General features: G+C 51.5%; 14 protein-coding genes and 1 pseudogene. 10 read left to right on the top strand and 5 right to left on the bottom strand.

Annotated elements, in window-relative coordinates:
* Positions 1–52: 52 nt before the first annotated feature.
* The 6 genes from P8N76_12815 (at position 53) to mprF (ending at position 7,120) form a co-directional block, all read left to right on the top strand.
* A complete protein-coding gene (locus P8N76_12815) occupies positions 53–970 on the top strand; it encodes a ZIP family metal transporter (protein MDG2382544.1) in 918 nt (305 codons plus the stop codon).
* A 154-nt stretch (positions 971–1,124) separates the two neighbouring features.
* On the top strand, positions 1,125–1,931 hold the full coding sequence (locus P8N76_12810) for a polysaccharide deacetylase family protein (GenBank protein MDG2382543.1): 807 nt from the start codon (positions 1,125–1,127) through the stop codon (positions 1,929–1,931).
* 222 nt (positions 1,932–2,153) lie between these two features.
* Positions 2,154–2,363: an FAD-dependent monooxygenase gene (locus P8N76_12805; protein ID MDG2382542.1), complete on the top strand. Its 210-nt coding sequence runs from the start codon at positions 2,154–2,156 to the stop codon at positions 2,361–2,363.
* Positions 2,364–2,707: 344 nt separating this feature from the next.
* The gene (locus P8N76_12800; GenBank protein MDG2382541.1) at positions 2,708–3,385 is read left to right on the top strand and encodes a hypothetical protein; all 678 of its coding nucleotides are present in this window, start codon (positions 2,708–2,710) and stop codon (positions 3,383–3,385) included.
* Between the two features lie 526 nt (positions 3,386–3,911).
* Complete coding sequence (locus P8N76_12795; GenBank protein MDG2382540.1) at positions 3,912–4,577, top strand: hypothetical protein; 666 nt, start codon at positions 3,912–3,914, stop codon at positions 4,575–4,577.
* Positions 4,574–7,120, top strand: a complete 2,547-nt coding sequence (gene mprF / locus P8N76_12790; protein MDG2382539.1) for a bifunctional lysylphosphatidylglycerol flippase/synthetase MprF — start codon at positions 4,574–4,576, stop codon at positions 7,118–7,120. Before P8N76_12795 ends, mprF begins: the two co-directional genes overlap by 4 nt.
* Before the next feature lie 128 nt (positions 7,121–7,248).
* On the opposite strand, the gene P8N76_12785 is transcribed toward mprF, so the two are convergent.
* The 4 genes and pseudogenes from P8N76_12785 to P8N76_12770 form a co-directional block, all read right to left on the bottom strand.
* On the bottom strand, positions 7,249–8,643 hold the full coding sequence (locus P8N76_12785; GenBank protein MDG2382538.1) for a DUF1501 domain-containing protein: 1,395 nt from the start codon (positions 8,641–8,643) through the stop codon (positions 7,249–7,251).
* An 80-nt stretch (positions 8,644–8,723) separates the two neighbouring features.
* Positions 8,724–11,150, bottom strand: coding sequence for a PSD1 and planctomycete cytochrome C domain-containing protein (locus tag P8N76_12780; GenBank protein MDG2382537.1), 2,427 nt, complete (start codon positions 11,148–11,150; stop codon positions 8,724–8,726).
* A gap of 268 nt (positions 11,151–11,418) precedes the next feature.
* Positions 11,419–12,720 (bottom strand): Gfo/Idh/MocA family oxidoreductase, encoded by a 1,302-nt coding sequence (locus P8N76_12775; GenBank protein ID MDG2382536.1) that lies wholly within the window; start codon positions 12,718–12,720, stop codon positions 11,419–11,421.
* A 556-nt stretch (positions 12,721–13,276) separates the two neighbouring features.
* Positions 13,277–13,804: pseudogene (locus P8N76_12770) on the bottom strand (sulfotransferase family protein).
* A 384-nt stretch (positions 13,805–14,188) separates the two neighbouring features.
* Here P8N76_12770 and P8N76_12765 point away from each other — a divergent pair.
* The 4 genes from P8N76_12765 (at position 14,189) to P8N76_12750 (ending at position 20,698) form a co-directional block, all read left to right on the top strand.
* Complete coding sequence (locus P8N76_12765; GenBank protein ID MDG2382535.1) at positions 14,189–15,148, top strand: sugar phosphate isomerase/epimerase; 960 nt, start codon at positions 14,189–14,191, stop codon at positions 15,146–15,148.
* 471 nt (positions 15,149–15,619) lie between these two features.
* Positions 15,620–18,145: a circularly permuted type 2 ATP-grasp protein gene (locus P8N76_12760; GenBank protein MDG2382534.1), complete on the top strand. Its 2,526-nt coding sequence runs from the start codon at positions 15,620–15,622 to the stop codon at positions 18,143–18,145.
* 9 nt (positions 18,146–18,154) lie between these two features.
* Entirely contained in the window at positions 18,155–19,063 is a 909-nt protein-coding gene (locus P8N76_12755; protein ID MDG2382533.1) for a transglutaminase family protein, read from the top strand.
* Between the two features lie 180 nt (positions 19,064–19,243).
* Positions 19,244–20,698, top strand: coding sequence for a Gfo/Idh/MocA family oxidoreductase (locus tag P8N76_12750; GenBank protein ID MDG2382532.1), 1,455 nt, complete (start codon positions 19,244–19,246; stop codon positions 20,696–20,698).
* A 135-nt stretch (positions 20,699–20,833) separates the two neighbouring features.
* Here P8N76_12750 and P8N76_12745 read toward each other — a convergent pair.
* A partial coding sequence (locus P8N76_12745) for a hypothetical protein (GenBank protein MDG2382531.1) occupies positions 20,834–21,124 on the bottom strand: 291 nt, incomplete at its 5' end.

Genomic DNA, 21,124 nt, shown 5'->3' with positions numbered 1-21,124 from the left:
CTGTAATCTACCGCGTCTTGACGCGCCATGTCAGGTCCATCAGATTAAGATCATGTCGCCAACCCTCGTACTGATTGTTTATTGCATCCTCATCGTCGCTGCGTCGCTATTCGGCGGCTGGCTACCGTCGCTCGTGCGGCTGACTCACACGCGACTGCAGCTCATGATGAGTTGCGTTGGCGGCCTGATGCTCGGCATCGCCATCTTTCATCTCTTGCCTCACGCAGTCAACGCACAGGTCTCGCTGGATCGAGCGTTAATCTGGCTGATGGGTGGACTCTTGACGACGTTTTTCTTGATCCGCGTTTTTCACTCTCACCAACATGCTCCACTGGAAGAATCCGAGGAAGAGTGCCACGATCACAGCCACGATCACAGCCACGATCACGCGGCCAGTGGAGGCAAACACCGCTGGATTGGTGTTTTCGTCGGACTCTCACTGCACACACTTTTGGACGGCGCTGCCCTGGGTGCGGCGGTTCTGAGCGACTACGAACACACGCCGCACATGTTACTCTTTGGATTGGCCGTCTTCCTGGGAGTCGTGCTGCACAAGCCGTTGGATTCACTCTCGATCGCAACCCTGATGGCCGGTGGTGGCTGGGAGCTGCGAGCTCGGCAGTTTGTAAATCTCGCCTATGCGACCATGTGTCCGGTTGGAGCAGCCCTGTTTTTCTTTGGTGTGCGAGGTTCGGCCCAACAGGATTTGATTGTTGGCTGTTCACTCGCCTTTGCAAGTGGCATTTTCCTTTGTATCTCGATGGGCGATTTGCTGCCAGAACTGGAATTTCATGCTCATGATCGCATCAAGCTAACTGCCGCACTGCTAGTGGGTGTGGCGCTCGCGTATGGAATTGGCTTTCTGGAACCTGCTCATGTTCACTCCCACAGCGGCACCGCCGAATCTGCCCACCACGATCACACAGGCCACGATCACACAGGCCACGATCACGCAGGCCACGATCACTAGCGCCCAACGAGCGCCCAACGAGCGCCCAACGAGCACACGGTGATCTCGCATCACCAATTTCTTCAGGCGCGGTTCTTTCCGTTGTCAGTAACGAGACCTTTTCGGCGACAATGGGAGGCGACAATTCGCCACTTCATTTTCGCCGAGGCAAGTCATGAAGTCCCTAGCAATCACTTTCATTATTTTACTTTGGCAGTTAACGGTAACAGGCAAGTTTCTTGAGGCGAAAGAAACCAAATTAATTCAAATTCCCGACAAGTTAGTGGTGCTAACTTTTGATGATGCCAACAAATCAGATCGAATCTTTGTCTCGGATATTCTGAAGCAATACGGATTCGGCGCAACATTTTACGTTACCGAAGGATTAGGCTTTCTGAAGAACAAGGATCACTATACGACTTGGAAACAGATTCGCGAACTTCATGAGATGGGTTTTGAAATTGGCAACCATACGCAACACCACCGGGGCGTCAGTTCCATCACTGGCGATCAATTAAAGAGCTCGGTAAAACACATCGAGAAACGCTGTGCCGAACATGGCATTCCGAATGCTGTTACTTTTTGTTACCCCGGATTCGGCCACACTTTAGAGGCCGTCAAAGCGCCGGAGGAGGGGGAGTTGGCGGGGAGTTCGACCCTCGAATACAGCGACGCTGGAGAGGGCTCACCGGGACCAGCCTATGACCCTCAGTTGGACCATGAAAGATTTGAAATGGGCTGTGGATCAGGCCCGCGATGGAAAAATCGCCGTTCTTTGCTTTCATGGAGTTCCTGCCTTGGAACATCCATGAGTGAACACCGCCCCCAAGATTTCAAAGAGTACATAAAGTATCTCAAGGACCAGCAATGCACGGTGATCGCCATGCGAGATTTGGCCAAATATGTCGATCCAAGTGTGCGAGCGCAGGACCCTTATCAGACAATCAAGGAGAGAACCCAGGCGTTACGGAAAAACCGCTAATTGGATCTACCGAACGGTTCGCGAAGGCTAGCTCTTTCTTATACGAGTCCCTCCCGTCTACACAAACATCACGATTTACAAAGCAGCCGTGCCGCGCACTGAAACCTGAACTTCACCCTTCCAACTTACACAGCGATCCGCTACTCGGCTTTCCTGTGCCAAGCGGCGCCCGTGCCAAGCGGCAACGACACTCTCAAGTCACAACTCAGTTAGGACTGTCGGATGCACAAGAGTAAATGGCCACGTGTTGCGATTATCGGTGGCTCAATGGCAGGATTGACAACCGGACTCATTTTACGCGACCTAGGCTGCACCGTTGACATCAATGAAAGACAAACAACTGCCCTCAAGGGTCGAGGTGCCGGCATTGGATTGAACCAAACGACCCTCAGGTACCTTAGCGAAAACGACCCGAACAACAGTGGCCATTGAACTATCATGGCTCCGTTTTTTTCGTCAGGACGGAAGTACGCTTTTCCAGGAGACAAGTGACTACCGATTCTCGTCATGGACGAAACTTTATCGAGCATTGCTAAGTCATTTTGATCCAGCCCATTACCACTTTGGCAGAGAATTGGCATCGATTGCTCCGGACGAGAAGGGAGCCCAGCTAAGCTTCGTCAACGGCGCTTCTATACAAGTCGACCCGCTTCGTTTGCGCCGACGTTATCTCTTAGCAGTCACGTAAGATCTTGCAACCGGACGCCCAACCAAAGTACGCCGGCTACGTCGCGTGGCGCGGCATCGTAGCGGAGTCTCTCCTATCGGCGAAAAGCATGGACAGCCTCGGAGATGCGTTAACCTATTTCCTGACTCCCTCTGGCCAGATTCTCATCGATGCAATTCCAAACCTGGACGGCCAACTCGGCCGTGGCAAGCGACTCGCCAACATCGTCTGGTATCACAATTGTGTTGAAGGCGAAGAGCTCGACAAGTTAATGAATGATCGAAGCGGCGTTCGTCGCCCGATTTCACTACCACCGGGTAGCGTAACCAAAGACAATATTGACTGGTTCCGGAATTATGCAAGAGAACAGATACCGTCCCAATTCGTGGAAGTGCTGGAAAAGGTAGAACAACGCTTTGTCCAGGTAATTTATCACATCAAAATCTCTCGCATGGCATTTGAACGCACCTGCCTGATGGGTGATGCGGCTTTCGCGGCACGACCTCATGCGGCCGCTGGGACAGCAAAAACCTATGCAGACGGAAGGGCATTACGAGATGCGTTACGAGACACGGACGGCGATGTCCAGGAAGCATTGCGGATCTGGGAACCGGGCAACAACTGCTTGCGCGCACGCGAGAGATGGGCAATCGGTCTCAATTTGAACATAGTTGGGTTCCTGGAGACCCCTCTTTACGACTCGGTTTATACGGCCTGGGAAAGTGAAGAAAATCGATCCGCCATCTACCCCGTTCACCCGAAAATATGGAAAGCCTGGGGGCTCTAACCCCCAATAGGATACCAATCGACATCCGTTCTAATCGCTCTACCCTCTGCGATACGTCTGCGAACCAGCAAAATCAACCGACTCGACCCGCCGTGTCCAGATTCCAATTCCATCGGACTTGCCCAGAGCCACAAAACGAAAAAAGCTCGGCCTGATTCGGTTGGGTCGTGGCATCCGAACAAGACGAACGTTACGATCATGGCGAGGCAAAAGGTGGACCTCTACGGCTGGGGAGTCACGCCAAAAGGCGGCAAGGAACGGAAATCATGGATCTTGTGAAGCGATCTGTCGCAGCAGTGACAGACACCGTTTGGCTGCGAGAGGGTGACTGCATTATCATCCCTGCAGGCAACCGATGCCTGATCGTATTTTTTCTATTCAGTTTTACCGTCCTCCTGATGACGTCTTTCACTGAACGGCTTAATCTATTTTTATCAGCTCATGAAACAGAAGAGCGAGATGGCGGGTTAAAGACTGTTTTGATTACCCCATTCGCATCCTCGCATAGACTCCAAGAAGACTCTTGATGTTTACTGGTTCCATCAGACAGACCTTTCGCAGCCTTTTGCTGACCATCGTCTTGTTGGTGATCATGTGCTTTGCGGGAATCATGTCCGGTTCCTCCTCAGAGGCGTTGGGTGCCATCTGGTATCAGGAATGGGGTTCTTCACCAGCTGAACTCCAACAAGGACACTGGTTGGAACTGTTCGGCTCGATGGCATTTACCACGGGCGGATTGAGTTTCTATTTCTCGGTCATCATGCTTGCTATTTGCGTCGGCACCGCGGAAATCCAATTCGGATTCACACGTACTCTGACAACTTTTTTCGGAGTCCACGTGGTGACGTTAGTCGTGATCGCAACCGGTATCACGATTGCCACACAACTCCAGATTTCCTGGGGCGAAACCCTCTATAACGTGATGGATGTGGGACCTTCAGCCGGTTATTACGGTTGCCTTGGTCTGGTCATCGGCTCACGAAAACCGACGGTGCGACGATTAGCACTAATCGTTATCATGGGCGTGCTTGCTGCGAGACTCGCTTGGTCCGCCTTCTACTTACCAGAAAACGGACGCATGTTATCAGCCGATGTTGCACACGCAATCGCCTTTCCACTGGGCCTGTATTCCGCTCGCCTGACGGCCAAATCTCCACACGATTCTAAACCTAGAACCGCATCGAACTCATGAAAAAACTCATCAAATCCGTGGCTGAACCACTGCTGATCTTCACCGTATTTGTGGTCGCATTGGGGCTTCTGCATGCGGAATTGAAGCAGTATACCCTGCGAGATTTCTTGGAGAGTTTCGCCCGCATCCCGAATTCGAATCTGGCGATTGCGATTGGTTTAACAATCCTCAGCTATCTCGTTCTCATCAGTTACGACTGGATGGGAGTGATCTATCTGAAACGGAACCTTGATCCGAAACGAATCAGCCTCGCCTCCCTCTTAGGTTACACGATCGGAAACAGCTTTGGCTCGCTTCTGGGAGGATCAACCGTCAGGTATCGCTTCTATAGCTCGTGGGGCTTTTCAGCGATCGAAATCTTTAAGTTGATAGTTTTCCTCAGCGTGACCTTGTGGCTTGGTGTACTTTTTCTTGGCGGCACTCTTTTTTTGATTGAACCGCTTCCGATCCCCAAACGGCTTAATCTGCCTGTCAGCACGGCACGCCCGATCGGATACCTGCTCGTTTCTCTCTATGTTATTTACATGGCGTTGTGCCTCACGAGACGCAAACCAATCAAGATCCACAAGTGGGAATTCTCACTGCCCTCGCCACGACTGGCCTGTCTACAAACGTTCGTAGCAACAATCGACATGCTGCTCGCAGCCACTGTGCTTTACAGCTTATTGCCCGCAACACTTGAAGTGCACTATTGGCACTTCGTCACCATCTATTTATTAGCAACTGTAGCTGCGCTCATATCGCATGTTCCCGGCGGCTTAGGAGTGCTCGAATTAGTATTACTCGTTTTGCTCAACCCCAAGGATCCGGAAACCTTGGTGGGAGCACTCCTGGCATTTCGCGTGATCTATTTTCTCCTCCCACTCGCTCTCGGCTTGGTGGGCATGGGAGTTACAGAAATTGTTTCGAATCGACGTTCCGCCAGCAAAACGGCAAACACGGTGGGCCGTTGGACCGCGTTGATCGGCCCGCGCCTGCTTACTGTTAGTGTGTTTCTGGCGGGTGTCGTGCTACTTTTTTCTGGCGCCACATCATCAATCGCCGAACGCTTAGCCAACTTGCGACACGTGCTCCCGCTTCCCATCATCGAGCTGTCTCATTTCGCCGGCAGTGTGATTGGGGTTCTGTTATTGATCTTGTCGCGAGGGTTACAGCGACGCATTGAAACAGCCTATTATGTCACCGCCGCTCTGCTCGCAGCCGGCATCGTCGTCTCACTCTTGAAGGGCTTCGACTATGAAGAAGCAATCTTTCTCGCCGTAATGCTGGCCCTGTTGCTGCCATCCCGAAAGCAATTCTATCGACATGGCGCGTTATTGACAGATCGATTCTCTCCCAAATGGCTGCTGGCCATTGCACTGGTGCTTGCCGCCACCTTTTGGCTGATGGCGATGGCACACAAGACAACCGACTATCGAAATGAGATGTGGTGGCAATTTGCTTTCGACAAACATGCGCCACGCGCTTTGCGGGCATTTTTTGGCGTGGCAATTGTCGTACTGTTCGTCGGCGCAATCCGCTTACTAAGAAGCAAGTCACACATCCCCACAATAAGCGATGACGACATGAAAACGGCGATTGAAATCGCCAACCATTCACCAAGCATTGAAAGTAATTTAGCAAGACTTGGTGACAAGCGTTTTCTGATCGATGACGAGAAAACTGCCTTTATCATGTACGGAGTCGAAGGGCAAAGCTGGATCACGATGGGTGATCCCGTAGGCGACCCGACAGCGGGACGCGAATTGGCTTGGCGTTTCCGAGAACTCTGCGACGAGGGAGGATGGTGGCCTGTCTTCTACCAAATCAGCGAAGATACGGTTCCGATGTATGTTGAAATGGGCCTTTCCGTAATCAAAATCGGTGAAGAGGCTCGTGTACCACTCAAGAATTTCAAGCTTGAAGGTCACGCAAAACGCAATCTACGCAGAACAAATAAGAAGCTCGCCGAAGCAGGCTGCTCCTTCTCAATCGTTCAGCCACCGGAAGTCAGCGCGCTCATGCCAGAGCTTCGCCGGATTTCTGATTCTTGGCTGAACGAAAAAAACGCAGCAGAAAAAGGGTTTTCGCTCGGCTTTTTCAGCGAACCCTATATCGAAGATTGTCCGGTCGCGATTATTAAACAAGAAGGACAAATCATCGCGTTCGCAAACATATGGATCGGTGCGGATAAGACCGAATTAACCATCGATCTGATGCGTTACGTTTCCGAAGCTCCGGGGGGGGTGATGGAATATCTCTTCATCCAGTTGATGATGTGGGGCAAGGAAGAAGGCTACGACTGGTTTAGCCTCGGCATGGCCCCCTTGTCAGGAATCGATGTTCAACAAAACTCGCCCGCCTGGAATCAGATCGCTGCCTTAACCTACGAACACGGCGAACATTTCTACAATTTCCAAGGCCTGCGACAGTATAAAGACAAATTCGAACCGGAGTGGTCATCCAAGTATATCGCATCCGTTGGTGGTTGGACGCTTCCGTTGATTCTTACCAACGTCGCATCCTTGATTTCCGGCGGAGTGATTGGCTTAGTGAAGAAATAACTGATGCGGATGGTACTCTTGAATTTCTGACAACCACCTAAACCAGAACGTACCCGCCAACCGAATCGAATTGGTTTATCGATCCCGAGGCAAGCATGCACGCGCCAATAGCCCGCATCGCCACAAGCCTAGCCGATCAACTTGGAATTGAAACTTCCCTCGTTAATTGTAGGCCGCTCGGGTCTCCCCTTATGATCGTAGGTCAATTCCATATTGTTCAAGCCAAGCAGCCAGAGAATTGAGGCATGGATATCGTTGACATGCATGCGATCCTCGACTGCATAAAGACCCAGGTCATCGGTGGCTCCAATCACTTGGCCACCCTTTACTCCACCACCAGCCATCCAGATCGAGAAGCCTGTAGGATTGTGGTCACGGCCATTCCCTTTTTCACTCATCGGTGTGCGTCCAAACTCACCGCCCCAGACAACAAGTGTTTCATCGAGCAAACCTCGCTGTTTTAAGTCCTGCAACAATCCGGCAACCGGTTTGTCCATTGACTTACACAGTCGCGAATGGTTTTTTTCAATCGCCGAATGCGAGTCCCATTTGCTGCCGGTACCACTGTAAAGTTGGACAAAACGCACACCCCGCTCAACCAAACGTCTCGCCAATAAACAGTTCTTACCGAAAGGCAGCGTCTCCTGCTGATCCATACCATACAGTCGCTTTGTTTGCCGAGTTTCTTCCGCCAAATCGATCGCTTCCGGAGCACGAGCTTGCATTCGGAAGGCAAGCTCATAGCTGCGAATACGAGCCTCCAATTCTGTCTGTTGTGGCCTGGTCATTGCATGTTTTCGATTGAACTGTTGTAAGAGTTCTAGCTTGTCTGTCTGCCGGTCGTTCCCATAAGCAGCAGGGGGAGCAAGATTCGCGATCGGCGCACTTTCCGAACGACCGATGCGAATTCCCTGGAAACTTGCCGGCATAAAACCCGCCGACCAATTCCGAGGCCCGTTCACCGGTTGGCCCGTACTATCACAGATCACGACGAATCCAGGGAGATTCTCGTTTTCCGAACCGAGCCCATAACTAACCCAAGATCCCAAAGATGGTCGGCCCGCAACGTCAATGCAGGTATTCATTTGACAGACGCCACCGGAATGATTGATACCGTTCGTCCAACACGATCGGATCACCGCAATGTCGTCTAACTGTTCCGCGATATGCGGCATCCAATCGGAAGCCCAGAGTCCACTCTCACCGTATTGCTTCCATTGACGGGGGGACGCCAGGATTGGTGAACCCTTTTCCCCCATTGCCGTAATCGGTTCTTTGAAAGCAGCTGGTAATGGTTGCCCCGCCAACTGATTCAACAAAGGCTTCGGATCGACCAAATCAAGATGGCTCGGCCCGCCTTCCATAAAGAGCCAAATGACGTTTTTTGCACGAGGCAGATGCGAAGCGATCGATGCCTCGGAACGCTCCTGCTGCATCAGCCAGTTAAGCGCGATCGCACCGAAACCGACACCACTTTGGCGCAAAAATTCCCGGCGGGATCGTCCCAGCCGATTAAGAGGCATGGGACATTGAACATCAAATCGATCAGTCACTTGTCTGCTCCGCTATCAATCTAATCCTAAAACGCCGAAGCTCCGTTCAATCAATCGACGTAGAGGAACTCGTTTGAGTTCAACAAGACATGGCACAAATCACTCCAACGATCTAAATGCTCGCTGAGTTCCCTGGCGTTGGTCTCAAGACCGACAAATCGTAAAGCCTGTTCTCGTTCGTGATCATCAGGCAATCGGCCCCACGCCAGCCGAAATGCAACATTCACGGCTTGATTGGCTGTAAGACTTTCATCAGCTGTCACCCGACGGGCGAATGCGTCTGCACGTTCGAGCGTAAATTCTCCATTGATCATCAGCAACGACTGGACTGCAGTCGTCGTCCGATTTCTTTGCGGTTCACTTTTCAAGCCATTGGCTTGATCAAATGCATGCAACAATTCGTTCGGCGTGTTACGAAAACTCTTGATGTAAAGGGCTCGTCGTGAAGAGTTTTGATCTTCGCTTGGACCGCCAACTCCTATTTCGAGTTCCCCGGAGACGGTCAGCATCGCATCACGAATCTGCTCCGCGTTCAGGCGACGAACACGTGCTCGCCACAACAGGTTTTCCGCTGGGTCAATCTGTTCGTAACGCATCGCCTCCGGATGCTCCACCGCCTGCCGCCAGGTACTTGAAGTCAGAATGAGCTTGTGAAGATGCTTGAAACTCCAACCGCTTTCGACGAATTGGCTGGCGAGCCAATCCAGCAATTCCGGATGCGAAGGCAAGTCACCAAGCTGCCCAAAATCATTGACCGATTTGACAATACCCTGCCCGAAATGCTGTTGCCAGACTCGATTCACAATCACCCGCGACGTCAGCGGATTATCAGCGTGACCAATCCATTCCGCCAACGCGGCTCGGCGACCCGAGGTATGCGAATTATGCGGCGTTCCCACCGTGTTTGGCGCATCCGTTTCCAACACGGTCAAAAAGCCGGGTTCAACGGAGATCGGAGTCGAACCCCCGGGAACCACCGTTGGCGAAATGCTCCCTCGTGAATCGCTCACGGACATGAGATTCGGCAAAGCTTCAGGCTTTAAACTTTCAAAATCCACCAATTTCTGCTGTAACTGATCGTAGGTCTCCTGATCATCCTTGCTGAGCGACTTGAGCGGACTATTGCCCTCTTCAATGAACTGTCGTTCGATCAGATAAACCATCTGATGCTCCCAGGAAGTACGATCTTCCGCAGGCTTCTGGATACAGGCTTGAATCTCAAGTGGAAATTTGTCAATCGTCGCTTTCTGCTTGCGATCTTGGTAGGGTCGGACCAATTCGTCGATCTGTTGACGCAGGGATTTCGTCGCGTGTTGCCAAGCTGCATCGCGACGATGAAAAACGGTTTTCTCTAAATCGGTGGCATAGGTTCTGTCATCGCGCCAAACCATCGGCTCAAAAAAAGCTCGCAAGCGAAAGTAGTCCGTCTGCAGCAGCGGATCAAACTTGTGGTCGTGACAACGAGCACACGCCATCCCCATTCCCAAGAATACATCTCCAGTCACATCAGTCAGTTCATTCAGGATATCATTCCAATGGGCTCGAGCGTTGCGCTGGTTGTATTCATAGATTCCGAGTCGCAAATATCCGGTTGCTGCCAACGAGTCCGGATTGTTGGGGTTAAGTTCGTCGCCCGCAAGTTGTTCTCGCACGAACTCTGGATAGGGCTTATCTTGGTTGAACGACTTCACCACGTAGTCACGGTACCGCCAAATATGGAGGCGATAGGCGTCCTGTTTCCAACCATCCGATTCCGCAAAGCGAACGAGATCCAACCAATACCTCGCCCAATGCTCCCCGTAAGCCGACTCGGAGAGCAATTGATCGATCAATCGTTCCCAACGAACCGATTCATCATCCTTGAAGAAATCATCCAATTGCTTTGGCGTCGGCGGAAGACCCAACAAGTCGAAATACAATCGTCGAACGAGCAGCGTTGGGCTGGCCATCGGCGCCGGTCTCATCGAATGCTGTTGAAGGCGCTGATAAACAAATCGATCAATCGGATTTCGGGACCAATTGTCACTGGGATCAACCGGCACATTCGGTGGTTGAATCGGCTGGAAGGACCACCAAGCTCGATCTTCATTCGCGATCTGATTTGCCGCTGTTCGCAACGGCGGAAGATTGTCAGGCCAAACGGCCCCATTGCGAATCCAGCTGACAAAGGCTTCGACTTCGCGAGTCGCTAAAGATTTCTCGGGGGGCATTTCGAGCCCGTCGTGCTTGAGAGCACGGATCAACAAACTTTCCGAAGGCGATCCAGGCACGATTGCTGAACCACTGGCACCACCCGCCAACAGTCCACTTCGAGAATCCAACCGCAACTCACCCTCTTGCTTGGCAGCGCCATGACACTTGATACAGTTGGCAACAAGGAGTGGCCGAATCTGCTGCTCGAATTCCGATTCCAACTCGGCCGAAAGACAAACGGCGGTTGGCATCAACAAGAAAAAAAACAAGACGAATGAACGCATGAAGCAAAACTCCCTGAACAAACTCCCTAAACAGTCGTTCCGTAACTGCTAGCCTACCACCAATACAACCTGAGTATCAAGTTTCCCCAGCCTGGAGGCCGGCACATCCGTGCTGAAAAATCGATCCGCCTCCACGGTCTTAACCCACTGGTAACTTTCCGAATCATTCGTTGTTCGCTTGATACAGTCACTCGCCAGAAAACTAGCAAAGAACTGGCCCAAGCCTGGAAAACGCTGTCGCCGTGCCATGTCGACGATGGACAGGAGCCTAAGTCACCTGATATCCCGCACGCTGTTCTCGACTCAAATGGTTATCCGCCGCTTGATCATTGACGAAACGTTCAGCATTTGGATCCCAATTCAACGCTCGTGCTTCCCACATGGAAATATTGCCCAGGTGGCACGTCGATACACTCCGATGTTGACTTTCAACGTCCGAGATGGGTTGTCGACGTGATTCAATACAGTCAAAAAAGTTCCCCATGTGATTCTTAATTGCGTCAAGCTTTCCCATCCGCTGGGGACGCGATCGGTTGTCAATTTCATATTGGGTGTACATTTCCGGTGTCAGCGGCGACACCTTGAGGTGATCAACCGGTTTTCCGCTCAACGAGCCACGATTCACGAAAATCCGACCTTCGGATCCGACAAACAGGATCCCGTTTCGACCATAATCTTTGACTCGCATCACGATCTCTTCTGGATACCGATAGGTGGCCTCAAAATCTGTTGCCACGTCGTAACCGTTTTCGATCCGCGGAAACTTTGCCCGCGATTCAACCCGAATGGGATAACCACCAATTGCCCATTGCGCAATATCCAGGTGATGTGCCCCCCAATCAGTCATTTGCCCGCCCGAGTACGCATACCACCATCGGAAGGTGTAATGCGATCGTTCATGGCAAAACGGTACATTGGGTGTTTGTCCTTGCCAAAGATCCCAATTTAATTCGGGTGGCGGATCATCCGTGGCGAAGGGACCTCCTTGCTTGTTTTTACCGAGCACAACTTCAACCGATTGAAGTTTTCCAATCCGCCCTTGTCGAACCATTTCAACCGCAAGTCGAAAGCGATGGTCACTACGTTGCCACGACCCCACTTGAACCACTCGCCCTGTATCCGCCACCACGTCGCGAATCCGTTTCCCCTCATCAATTGTCAATGTAAGCGGCTTTTCACAATACACGTCCTTGCCCGCCCGGCAGGCATCGATCAACATTTTGGCATGCCAATGATCGGGACTACCAATCGTGATCACATCGATATTAGGATTGGCAAGCAATGCACGATAGTCCTCATAGATTCCTGGTGTGCTGCCGAAAGCCGCTCGAGCTTGTTCGCGAACATGTCGATCGACATCGCACAGGGCAACGATATCCCCATAGGCTTGAGCCTGATGCGCTAAAACAGAACCCTGATACCGCAATCCGATACAACCGATCCCCATCCGCTCACTTTTCGCAGCCGTTTTTTGGGCGCGAGCCTGCGTTGAGGGAACCGTGGCTGACACCATCAAAGAAGTGGCTGTTCGCAGGAATCGACGACGTGAATCGATGCGGTGGCTTGTCAATGTAGCAATCCTTGAAATTCAATCGTTAGCAGCCAAACTCGCTTCGGCCAGATGATTGTTATTGTAAACGATCCGCTCGGTAGAAACATGAATCGAATACGACTAATCGCCAAGGAAATGAGCCGCCCGTAGGGGTTTCGCTAAACAAAAGGACCATTGCACTGAGACATCAAACACTGAGACATCAAACACTGAGACATCAAACACTGAGACATCAAACACTGAGACATCAAACACTGAGACATCAAACACTGTTTTTCACACAACGATCATTTCCACACAACGATCGTTGAAAACGACAGGGCTGAGTCGTCATTGAGCGCATGGCCTCCACTCAGGAAAACCGGGCGAGCCAACGGCTTGGCAATCAATTAGAGACATTGCGCAACCAGTTTCTTAGGGAGAGATCTTATTGGATACTTGATGCGTACAACGAGCAGGTCGACTCCGCGTAAAACACGGTTCCAATGAAAATGGAACATTCCTCGCAACTAGATAAACACCCGTGTTCCCGCTAAACCGATTGCTCAGATGGCCAACTTGAATTCGACCTTGGTTAGTCATCGCCTACAGAAAGCGGATATCCAAACAACTCAAAATCTTCCTGATAAATCTTATGTATTCGTTTCTTTTGGTCGGAAGATAAAATTAACTCATTGTGATTAGTCTTATGCTTGTCTGCTTTAATGAGTTCACGATCTTCCCCATAGATTCGTGCAAAAACTAAACTTAGATCAGCCTGTAAATTCTCCACCTTACAAATCACTTCATACTGTTCAACGGGGAAAAACAGCAAGTCTTTTTGCAAAGACCAATGTCCATTCTCAATTATTCCGCCACATTCTAAGTAGTCTAAGAACATGTCAAAACTAACTGGCTCATTCTTTGAGAGTCCCTGTTTTCGTCGAACTTATTTCGCTTTTCGAGCAGGAGAGCGGGCGATTTTATCGAGGTACGCAGATCTAACGCGCGCGATTGGATTTCTGACAACCGTAAACTTAAAAAACTCGTCAAGAGAGTCGATGTCTTGTTCATTCAAGTCAGATAAGGATTTGAAATATCTTCCTTTGACTTTAATCAGCATCGGAGGCAACTCGGCCTGTTTCACCTTTGAAAAGCGTCGCTACCACGGTGGAATTTGCAGCTTTGGGGATCCGGCTGTAGCTATACCGATATTTTTTCGAAACGGCTGTTTTTCGATCCAAAATCTGTAGGGGTAAATTGCTTTTGTATTTCTTGACCAAAGGTAATCCAATTCGTTTCTTATTTCGCCTGTTTCTAGAAAAAAATTTCACTTGCTTACCAAGGGCTATGAGGTCTACAAATATGGCTACTCAAAGAACCGTGAGCATAAGGTTCCGACTTTCTGGACACGACTAGGCAATCCTTACCGCAGCTTTAGACGCACTGCCCGCAGCTAAAATGCCATTCGGCAAGGTCTGATCACGAGCAAAACTGGAAATCCTCGATGAACCCAACAACGGCCCAACGAACTCGGCGACAATTTGGCCAGCAGGCCATCGGCACAACGGTAACTTGCTTGACTGCTCTTTCCCATGCATCACAAGCAGCTGAAACAATCGCTCCCACTAAGCCATTCTCATTGAAATATATCTTGGGATCGCCGATGTACGGCACAACGCCGCTACCGGTGGTTAGCCAACAAGCCAAAGTAATCGGAGCAAATTACATCGATCTTTGGCCCCGCCCCCATGCTGATCATCGAGAGCAAATGGAATCGATGGGCAGATTAAAGTTCCAGCAAATGCTCCAGAAGCACAATCTCAAACTCGGCATGCTCACAAGATACGATTTAGGCCCCTATCGTTTAGCGAGTGAAATTGAGCTTCTCCGAGATTTTGACGGTAAGTTGATCGTATGCGGTGCACAGCAACAAACCGGTGACAGCTTAAAGAAACGTGTCGCAAAGTTTGTCGAAAGCATGAAACCGCATGTTGCCATCGCAGAAGCGCACGATGTGGTGATCGGCATCGAAAATCATAGCGGAAACTTACTCAGCTCACCCGACTCCCTCCGTTACTTTGCGGATTACGCCAAATCACCTCATCTTGGTCTCGCGATGGCGCCGTACCATCTTCCTCAGGATCCAAATCTGATCGGTTCGCTGATCCGGCATTTGGGCAAGAGGCATCTGGCCTTTTTCCAAGCTTGGCAACACGGAAAAGGCTGCATGAAAAAGCTACCCAAAGCAGACGAATTACTGCAGATGCCGGGGCGCGGCAAACTGGACTTCCAACCTATCGTGGCAGCTCTTCGAGATATTCAATACGACGGTTGGACCGAGATTTTCATGCATCCGGTCCCGCGCGGCATCCCAATTCTACCAACCACGCAAGAGGTTTCAGAGGAAATCAATCAAGCTCGAAGCTATCTGTCACGTTGTGTCAGCCAAGTCAACCGCCAGTAACTCATATCGGGCTGCTCGTCCGTCGCCCCCATCCATCCTCATCGAAGCTTAATGTCAAAATAAGATTCGCGCAGCACACAAAGCTTCCGATCAGTTTGCCGACCAGGTCGATTTCGCAGATCACTTCTTGTTTGGCAAATCCTTGATTCACTTTGCACTTTCCAAATTCTCGTTTCAATCGGCTCGACCGCTCCGTTTGGATTGTTTCCACCAGCCGATTGCAAGAGGAGATCAGCCCTTGCGGTTGGGTGGCCGTTTCCCCTAATTTCCACCGAGAAATCGGCATTAATCACCAAACTTGGATGGGACGCAACACGGTGGCCCCCTAGTCGTTCCGTCAAGAGGAGCTCACGAGGAAAAAAGACGGATTGACCCTCGAGCAGGCGGCATGCCGATAATGACAACGCTTGGCAATTTCTTGCCAGCCAGCTGTCCTCCCTATTTAATGCATTCCGCAGGTCGGATGTTATTGTGTCTGCCTTAAAACAGTTCACCCAGCAAGCCCCATTCCCGGGCTACACCAGCGCGCCGGGATCGTACGATGAGATCATAGACACAAGGGGTGGACTCCGCCCCCACTGGAAACGATTTATCGAGTCAAGTGCAGGCCTGACTGCCGAAGACTTTGGTCGTCGCTGGTCGCAAGCTCAACGGCTGCTACGAGAGAATAGTTTAGCGCACCCAGAACCTGCCACTCGTCCCACGCACGGGGATCACCCTTGGACACTCGACGCGCTTCCACTCATGATTGCTAATGACGAATGGAAAACCGTTTCGTCGGCGCTCCAGCAAAGAGCCAGATTGCTCGATCTGACTTTGCGTGATTTGTATGGTCCCCAGCGATTATTAACAGGGAACATCTTACCTCCCGAAGTCGTTTTTCGACATCCAGGATTCCAGTTGCCTTATTGCGAGGCGAGACCAGCAGAAGAACGATTACTGCACTTTTACGCCGCCGACTTGGCAAGATCTCCGGATGGAATCTGGTGGGTGGTTGCAGATCGCTGTGAGGCGCCATCCGGCGCTGGCTTTGCCTTGCAAAACCGCATCGCTTCTTCCCGCATTTTGCCGGACGTGATCCATGCTTGCCAAGTGGAACGTTTAGCACCATTTTTCCTCGCTGTCCGGCGTCAAATGACGCGACTGAGTCAACGAGGCGCCGACGCGCGTGTGATTTTGCTAAGCCAAGCGGCTGGCAGCGACAACTATCTCGAGGAAGCATTTTTAGCACGCTACCTGGGCTATACCTTAGCAGAAGCGGGTGATTTGGCCATTCGCGATCAACGCCTCCACTTGAAAACACTCGGAGGTCTGTCACCCGTCGACGTTCTGATCCGACGCCCAAACAGTGAAGAATGCGATCCTCTGGAATTATCCACAACGGCCTCATTTGGCGTGGCAGGCCTCGTGCAATCCTGGCACAGCGGTCAGGTTGCGATTGCCAATTCACTTGGATCTGGTTTGGTCGAGTCGCCGATCTTCATGGCGTTTCTACCGCAAATTTGCCTTGCATTATTGGGTGAACCCCTGGCAATGCCGGGCGTGGAAACCTTCTGGTGTGGTGATCCGAATTCTCTTAAACATGTCCTGGATCAACTCGATCAACTGAGCGTCAAACCTGCCTACCGTCGTCGCGGTCTGGCACAAACCCAAGCCCGACGACTGTCAGAGATGGACCCTGACAGGTTGCGGAAACTGATTCTCCGAGACCCTGCCGCATTCGTGGCACAAGAACGAGTGGTGCGATCGTCGGTCCCTGTTTGGGCGAACAGCCAATTCCACCAATCGTTCATCGCACTCCGCAGCTTCGCGGTAGCGGATGATGATGACTACACGATCATGCCGGGAGCACTTAGCCGCGTTTCAAGCTCACTCACGCCACTGGATCGATCGCTACTTGCCGGAGAACATAGCAAAGACACCTGGGTGTTGGCAGACGGCCCGGTGACGCAGGTCACTTTGCTGCGGACTGCGGGCGATGATTTGAAATTGCGGCGTGGCGGCGTGGACTTGCCAAGCCGAGCGGCAGAGCATTTCTATTGGTTGGGACGACACGCGGTTCGAGCAGAAATCTCTGGCAAATTATTACGAGCAGTCACCTTGCGGTTGACTCGGGAAGAGGACACGGATGAACTTCCGGAGCTGCCCGTCTTATTGCGTATTCTTGCGGAACGAGGACAAATCGAACCGGGCTTCGTTGTCGACGCGATCAAAGATCAACTACCGGCCATCGAAAATGCCCTGCCAGCTGCCGTGTTTGACGACCAGCAACCCGGCACGATGCGGTCAACCGTTTCAGAACTGGTCTTCTTGAGTTCCACTGTTCGCGACTTGATGTCGATCGACACCTGGCGGATTATTCGTCAAATGAATGTGGACTCATGGCCAGACTCAGAAAGCCAGAGCTTGCTGCCTGTACTCGACCAACTGGAAACGCTGTTGCTGCAACTCGCAGCCTTCGGCGGACACGTTTCTGAAAGCATGACGCGCACCCACGCTTGGCGATTTTTGGATCTGGGACGACGCTTGGAGCGTTCGATGCAAATTAGTTCCATCATTCGGACCGTTGTCGAACAAGATCAGCAGCCAAATTATCAAGCACTCGAAGCACTGCTTGAGATCTTTGATGGAGTGATGACCTATCGTTCACGGTACCATACACGTGTCGAATGGGGCCCCGTACTCGACTTACTTCTCCAGGATGAATCCAATCCGCGCTCATTGGCCTATCAATTAGCTCTTTGCGCAACACACGTCAGCGATCTACCTTCAATTGGCCAGGAAGATACTCACCGCACGGAGCAGAGTTTAGCGGATGGCATTCTCAACCATTTACGAAACATGGATCTTTTGTCGAGCTTACAGCCACTCAAGTATGAAGCGTCCAATCCGTTGATCAATCTCTTGACGATCGCAGAAGTCACATTGCCAGAATTGTCGAACGTGATTTCCCACAAGTATTTTTTCCATGCGGGCCCCACACAGCATCGCCTCTGAGTCACGTTGATGAACTATTCGGTTACCCACACGACGTCGTATCGTTACTCCGAGACGGTAGCGGTCTGTCACAATCGGCTCCATTTGGCTCCGCGAGAAACCGACCGTCAGCGCTGCCACGATTATCGGCTTGTTCTCAATCCGCCTCCCAAGCTGATTACTCGCCAAACCGACTACTTCGGAAATCTCGTCGATTACTTTTCGATCCATGGCGCTTATCGAGCCTTCGAAGTGACTTCGACAAGTCATGTCGAAGTATCTCCATCACCGAATTTTGATGAGATGCAATCCGAGGCTTGGGAAGTCATTCGTGCTCAAGCACGAGAGACACGCCGTTTCAGCAGCTTACGCCATTTCCCCTTGCTGCTGCCATCGGCTCGGGTGCAAATCAGTGAACCAATCCGATCTTATGCACAACAAAGCTTTCCGGCCAATCGGCCCATTCTGGAAGCGATACGAGAGCTCAATCAGCGCATTCATAACGACTTCACGTTTGATCAGCAAGCCACGACGATTCACACGACGGTGGATGAAGCATTCCGATTACGTCGAGGCGTTTGTCAAGACTTTGCCCATTTGGCCATCGCTTGCTTGCGATCACTTGACCTCCCAGCACGCTATGTGAGCGGCTACGTTCGGACAACGCCACCGGCGGGTCAATCCAGGCTGGTTGGCGCCGACGCTTCGCACGCCTGGTGCTCGGTTTATTGCGGCGACTGTGGCTGGATCGATCTAGATCCAACCAACAACTTGTTGTCAGGCGACTCCCATATCTGCGTTGCTTGGGGGCGCGATTACGATGACGTGTCCCCTATCCAAGGCATCTTTGTCGGGGGAGGCCATCATGAGCTACGTGTGGGTGTTGATATGACTCCCAGCGACGAAGAAGCCAAATCTGCGGCCAGCGAGCAGATTTAAAAAGATCCCATTCGGACACGGTCAGGTCAAATCGTTGATTTTAGCAGGAGTTTGACCTGATTTTCACATCGCACGAGCAGCGAAATTGTTTAGAATCACGGTGGACGGCGACTTCTGTCGATCCGTTCCTGCCCGTTTCACACAAGCCCGTTTCACACAAGCCTAGTCAAGAGGGTGATCATGTCAAAACCTACCCGTCGCCGCTTTCTCAAGACGAGTTCAGCTGTCGGCGCATCCTTGCTCATCACAGGGACACGTGCTTCCGGCAATATCAATGGTGCAAACGACCGTTTACGCATTGCTGTCATCGGGCTGAACGGACGGGGCAAAAGTCACATCGGTGGTTGGTCCGGCCAGAACAATGTCGAAATTGCGTACGTCGTCGATCCAGACCGGAATGTCTTGAACAACACGCTCGCCAAGATCCACGCACGTAACGAAGGTCAAGCGAAATGCCAAGGTGCGACGGATGTTCGTCGAGCCCTGGAAGACAAGACCATTGATGCAATCTCGATTGCAACGCCAAATCACTGGCATTCGCTAATGACCATTTGGGGCGCCCAGCATGGCAAGCACGTCTACGTCGAAAAGCCAATGAGTCACGACGTTACCGAAGGGGGCGTCGCAGTTGCCGCACAAGAGAAATACGGCGTGGTTGTACAGCACGGAACACAACGGCGTAGTGATGCCGGAATCGCCGGCTTACACGAAGCGATCAAGGATGGTCAGTTCGGCAAGCTTAAGGTCTCCTACGGCTACTGCTGCAAACCTCGCGGCGGCATCGGAATCGACCAAGCCGGAACGCCTCCTAGCAACCTCGACTGGAACCTTTGGAAAGGTCCAGCCGTCATCGATCAATACCATGACAACTTTGTCCATTACGATTGGCATTGGTTCTGGAAGACTGGAAACGGAGACCTCAACAATCAGGGCACCCATCAATTGGACGTCGCCCGCTGGGCTCTCGATGATGACTTAACTCATCCCGTTCGGGCCATGGCAATTGGTGGACGGTTCAAGTGGAACGACCAAGGCGAAACTCCGAACACGATGTTTGGCTTGGCCGAATATCCCAATGGACAATATGCGTTCTTCAACGTGCGCAATGTGAACTATGACGGTTATCAACGACAAGTTGAAAACGAGTACTACTTTGAAGATGGCGGGAAAATTATTCGTGGCAAGTACTACCCGAAAGGCAGTAGTGAAGGTCAAGCTATTTCCGTGCCGAAAGGCAAAGTAACTCCGGGTGGAAATTGGGGCAGCTTCATCGCAGCCTGCCGTGCAGGCGACCCTCAAATGGCCAACGGTAATGCCAAGGATGCCCATTATGGTTGCGTGCTTGGCCATCTGATGAACAATTCCTATCGGTTGGGCGAATCCGTACCGTTCAACGCAAAGGCAGGTCGATTCGGCGACAATGCCGAAGCTCACGATCATTTCGGGCGATTGCACGAAGTGATGCGAGACGGAGTTGGCATTCCGGAGGATGGAAACGAATACGTCGTCGGTCCTTGGCTTACCTTCGATCCAGCCACCGAGCAACACACGGGAGATCATGCGGATGCAGCGAATGCGTTACTGAAAGATCCCAACAACGCTGGATTCGAAGTCCCGGATGCGAGTGATGTCTAACCGGATGCTCCATTGATCGGCCCCCCACGCAATTTTGCGGCCACACGGATTCACATCGGGTCCGTGTGGCGTTTTTTTATCACAGTTGAGCCGATTCTGTGAACAAAGGCGACCCTGGTATGATTGAATCAAAGTTCAAGAAGCTACCAGATCGGCAGCAGTACATTCGTTGACCTGGGCCAGGACGAAGCGTTCAACTTCGATCACGTCACGACCGAGTGCCTGCTGAATGACATACCGCTGCTTAAACTCTTGCGGACGTCGATGATCAAGCGTCACCAGCCCGAACTTCGCGAGGTAATCTTCTATCGTGTCAGGGTCGAATCCAAGAACAAGCAAACCATGCTTTTCCATACTTCGAGACAGCCTGCTGAGGCCCCTGTTGTCAAGATTCTCGCCTGTTATCAGATCTTCCGAAACATACGA

This window comes from Pirellulaceae bacterium (assembly GCA_029243025.1).
Lineage (GTDB): Bacteria > Planctomycetota > Planctomycetia > Pirellulales > Pirellulaceae.
This window is presented reverse-complemented; position numbering and strand designations above follow the sequence as displayed.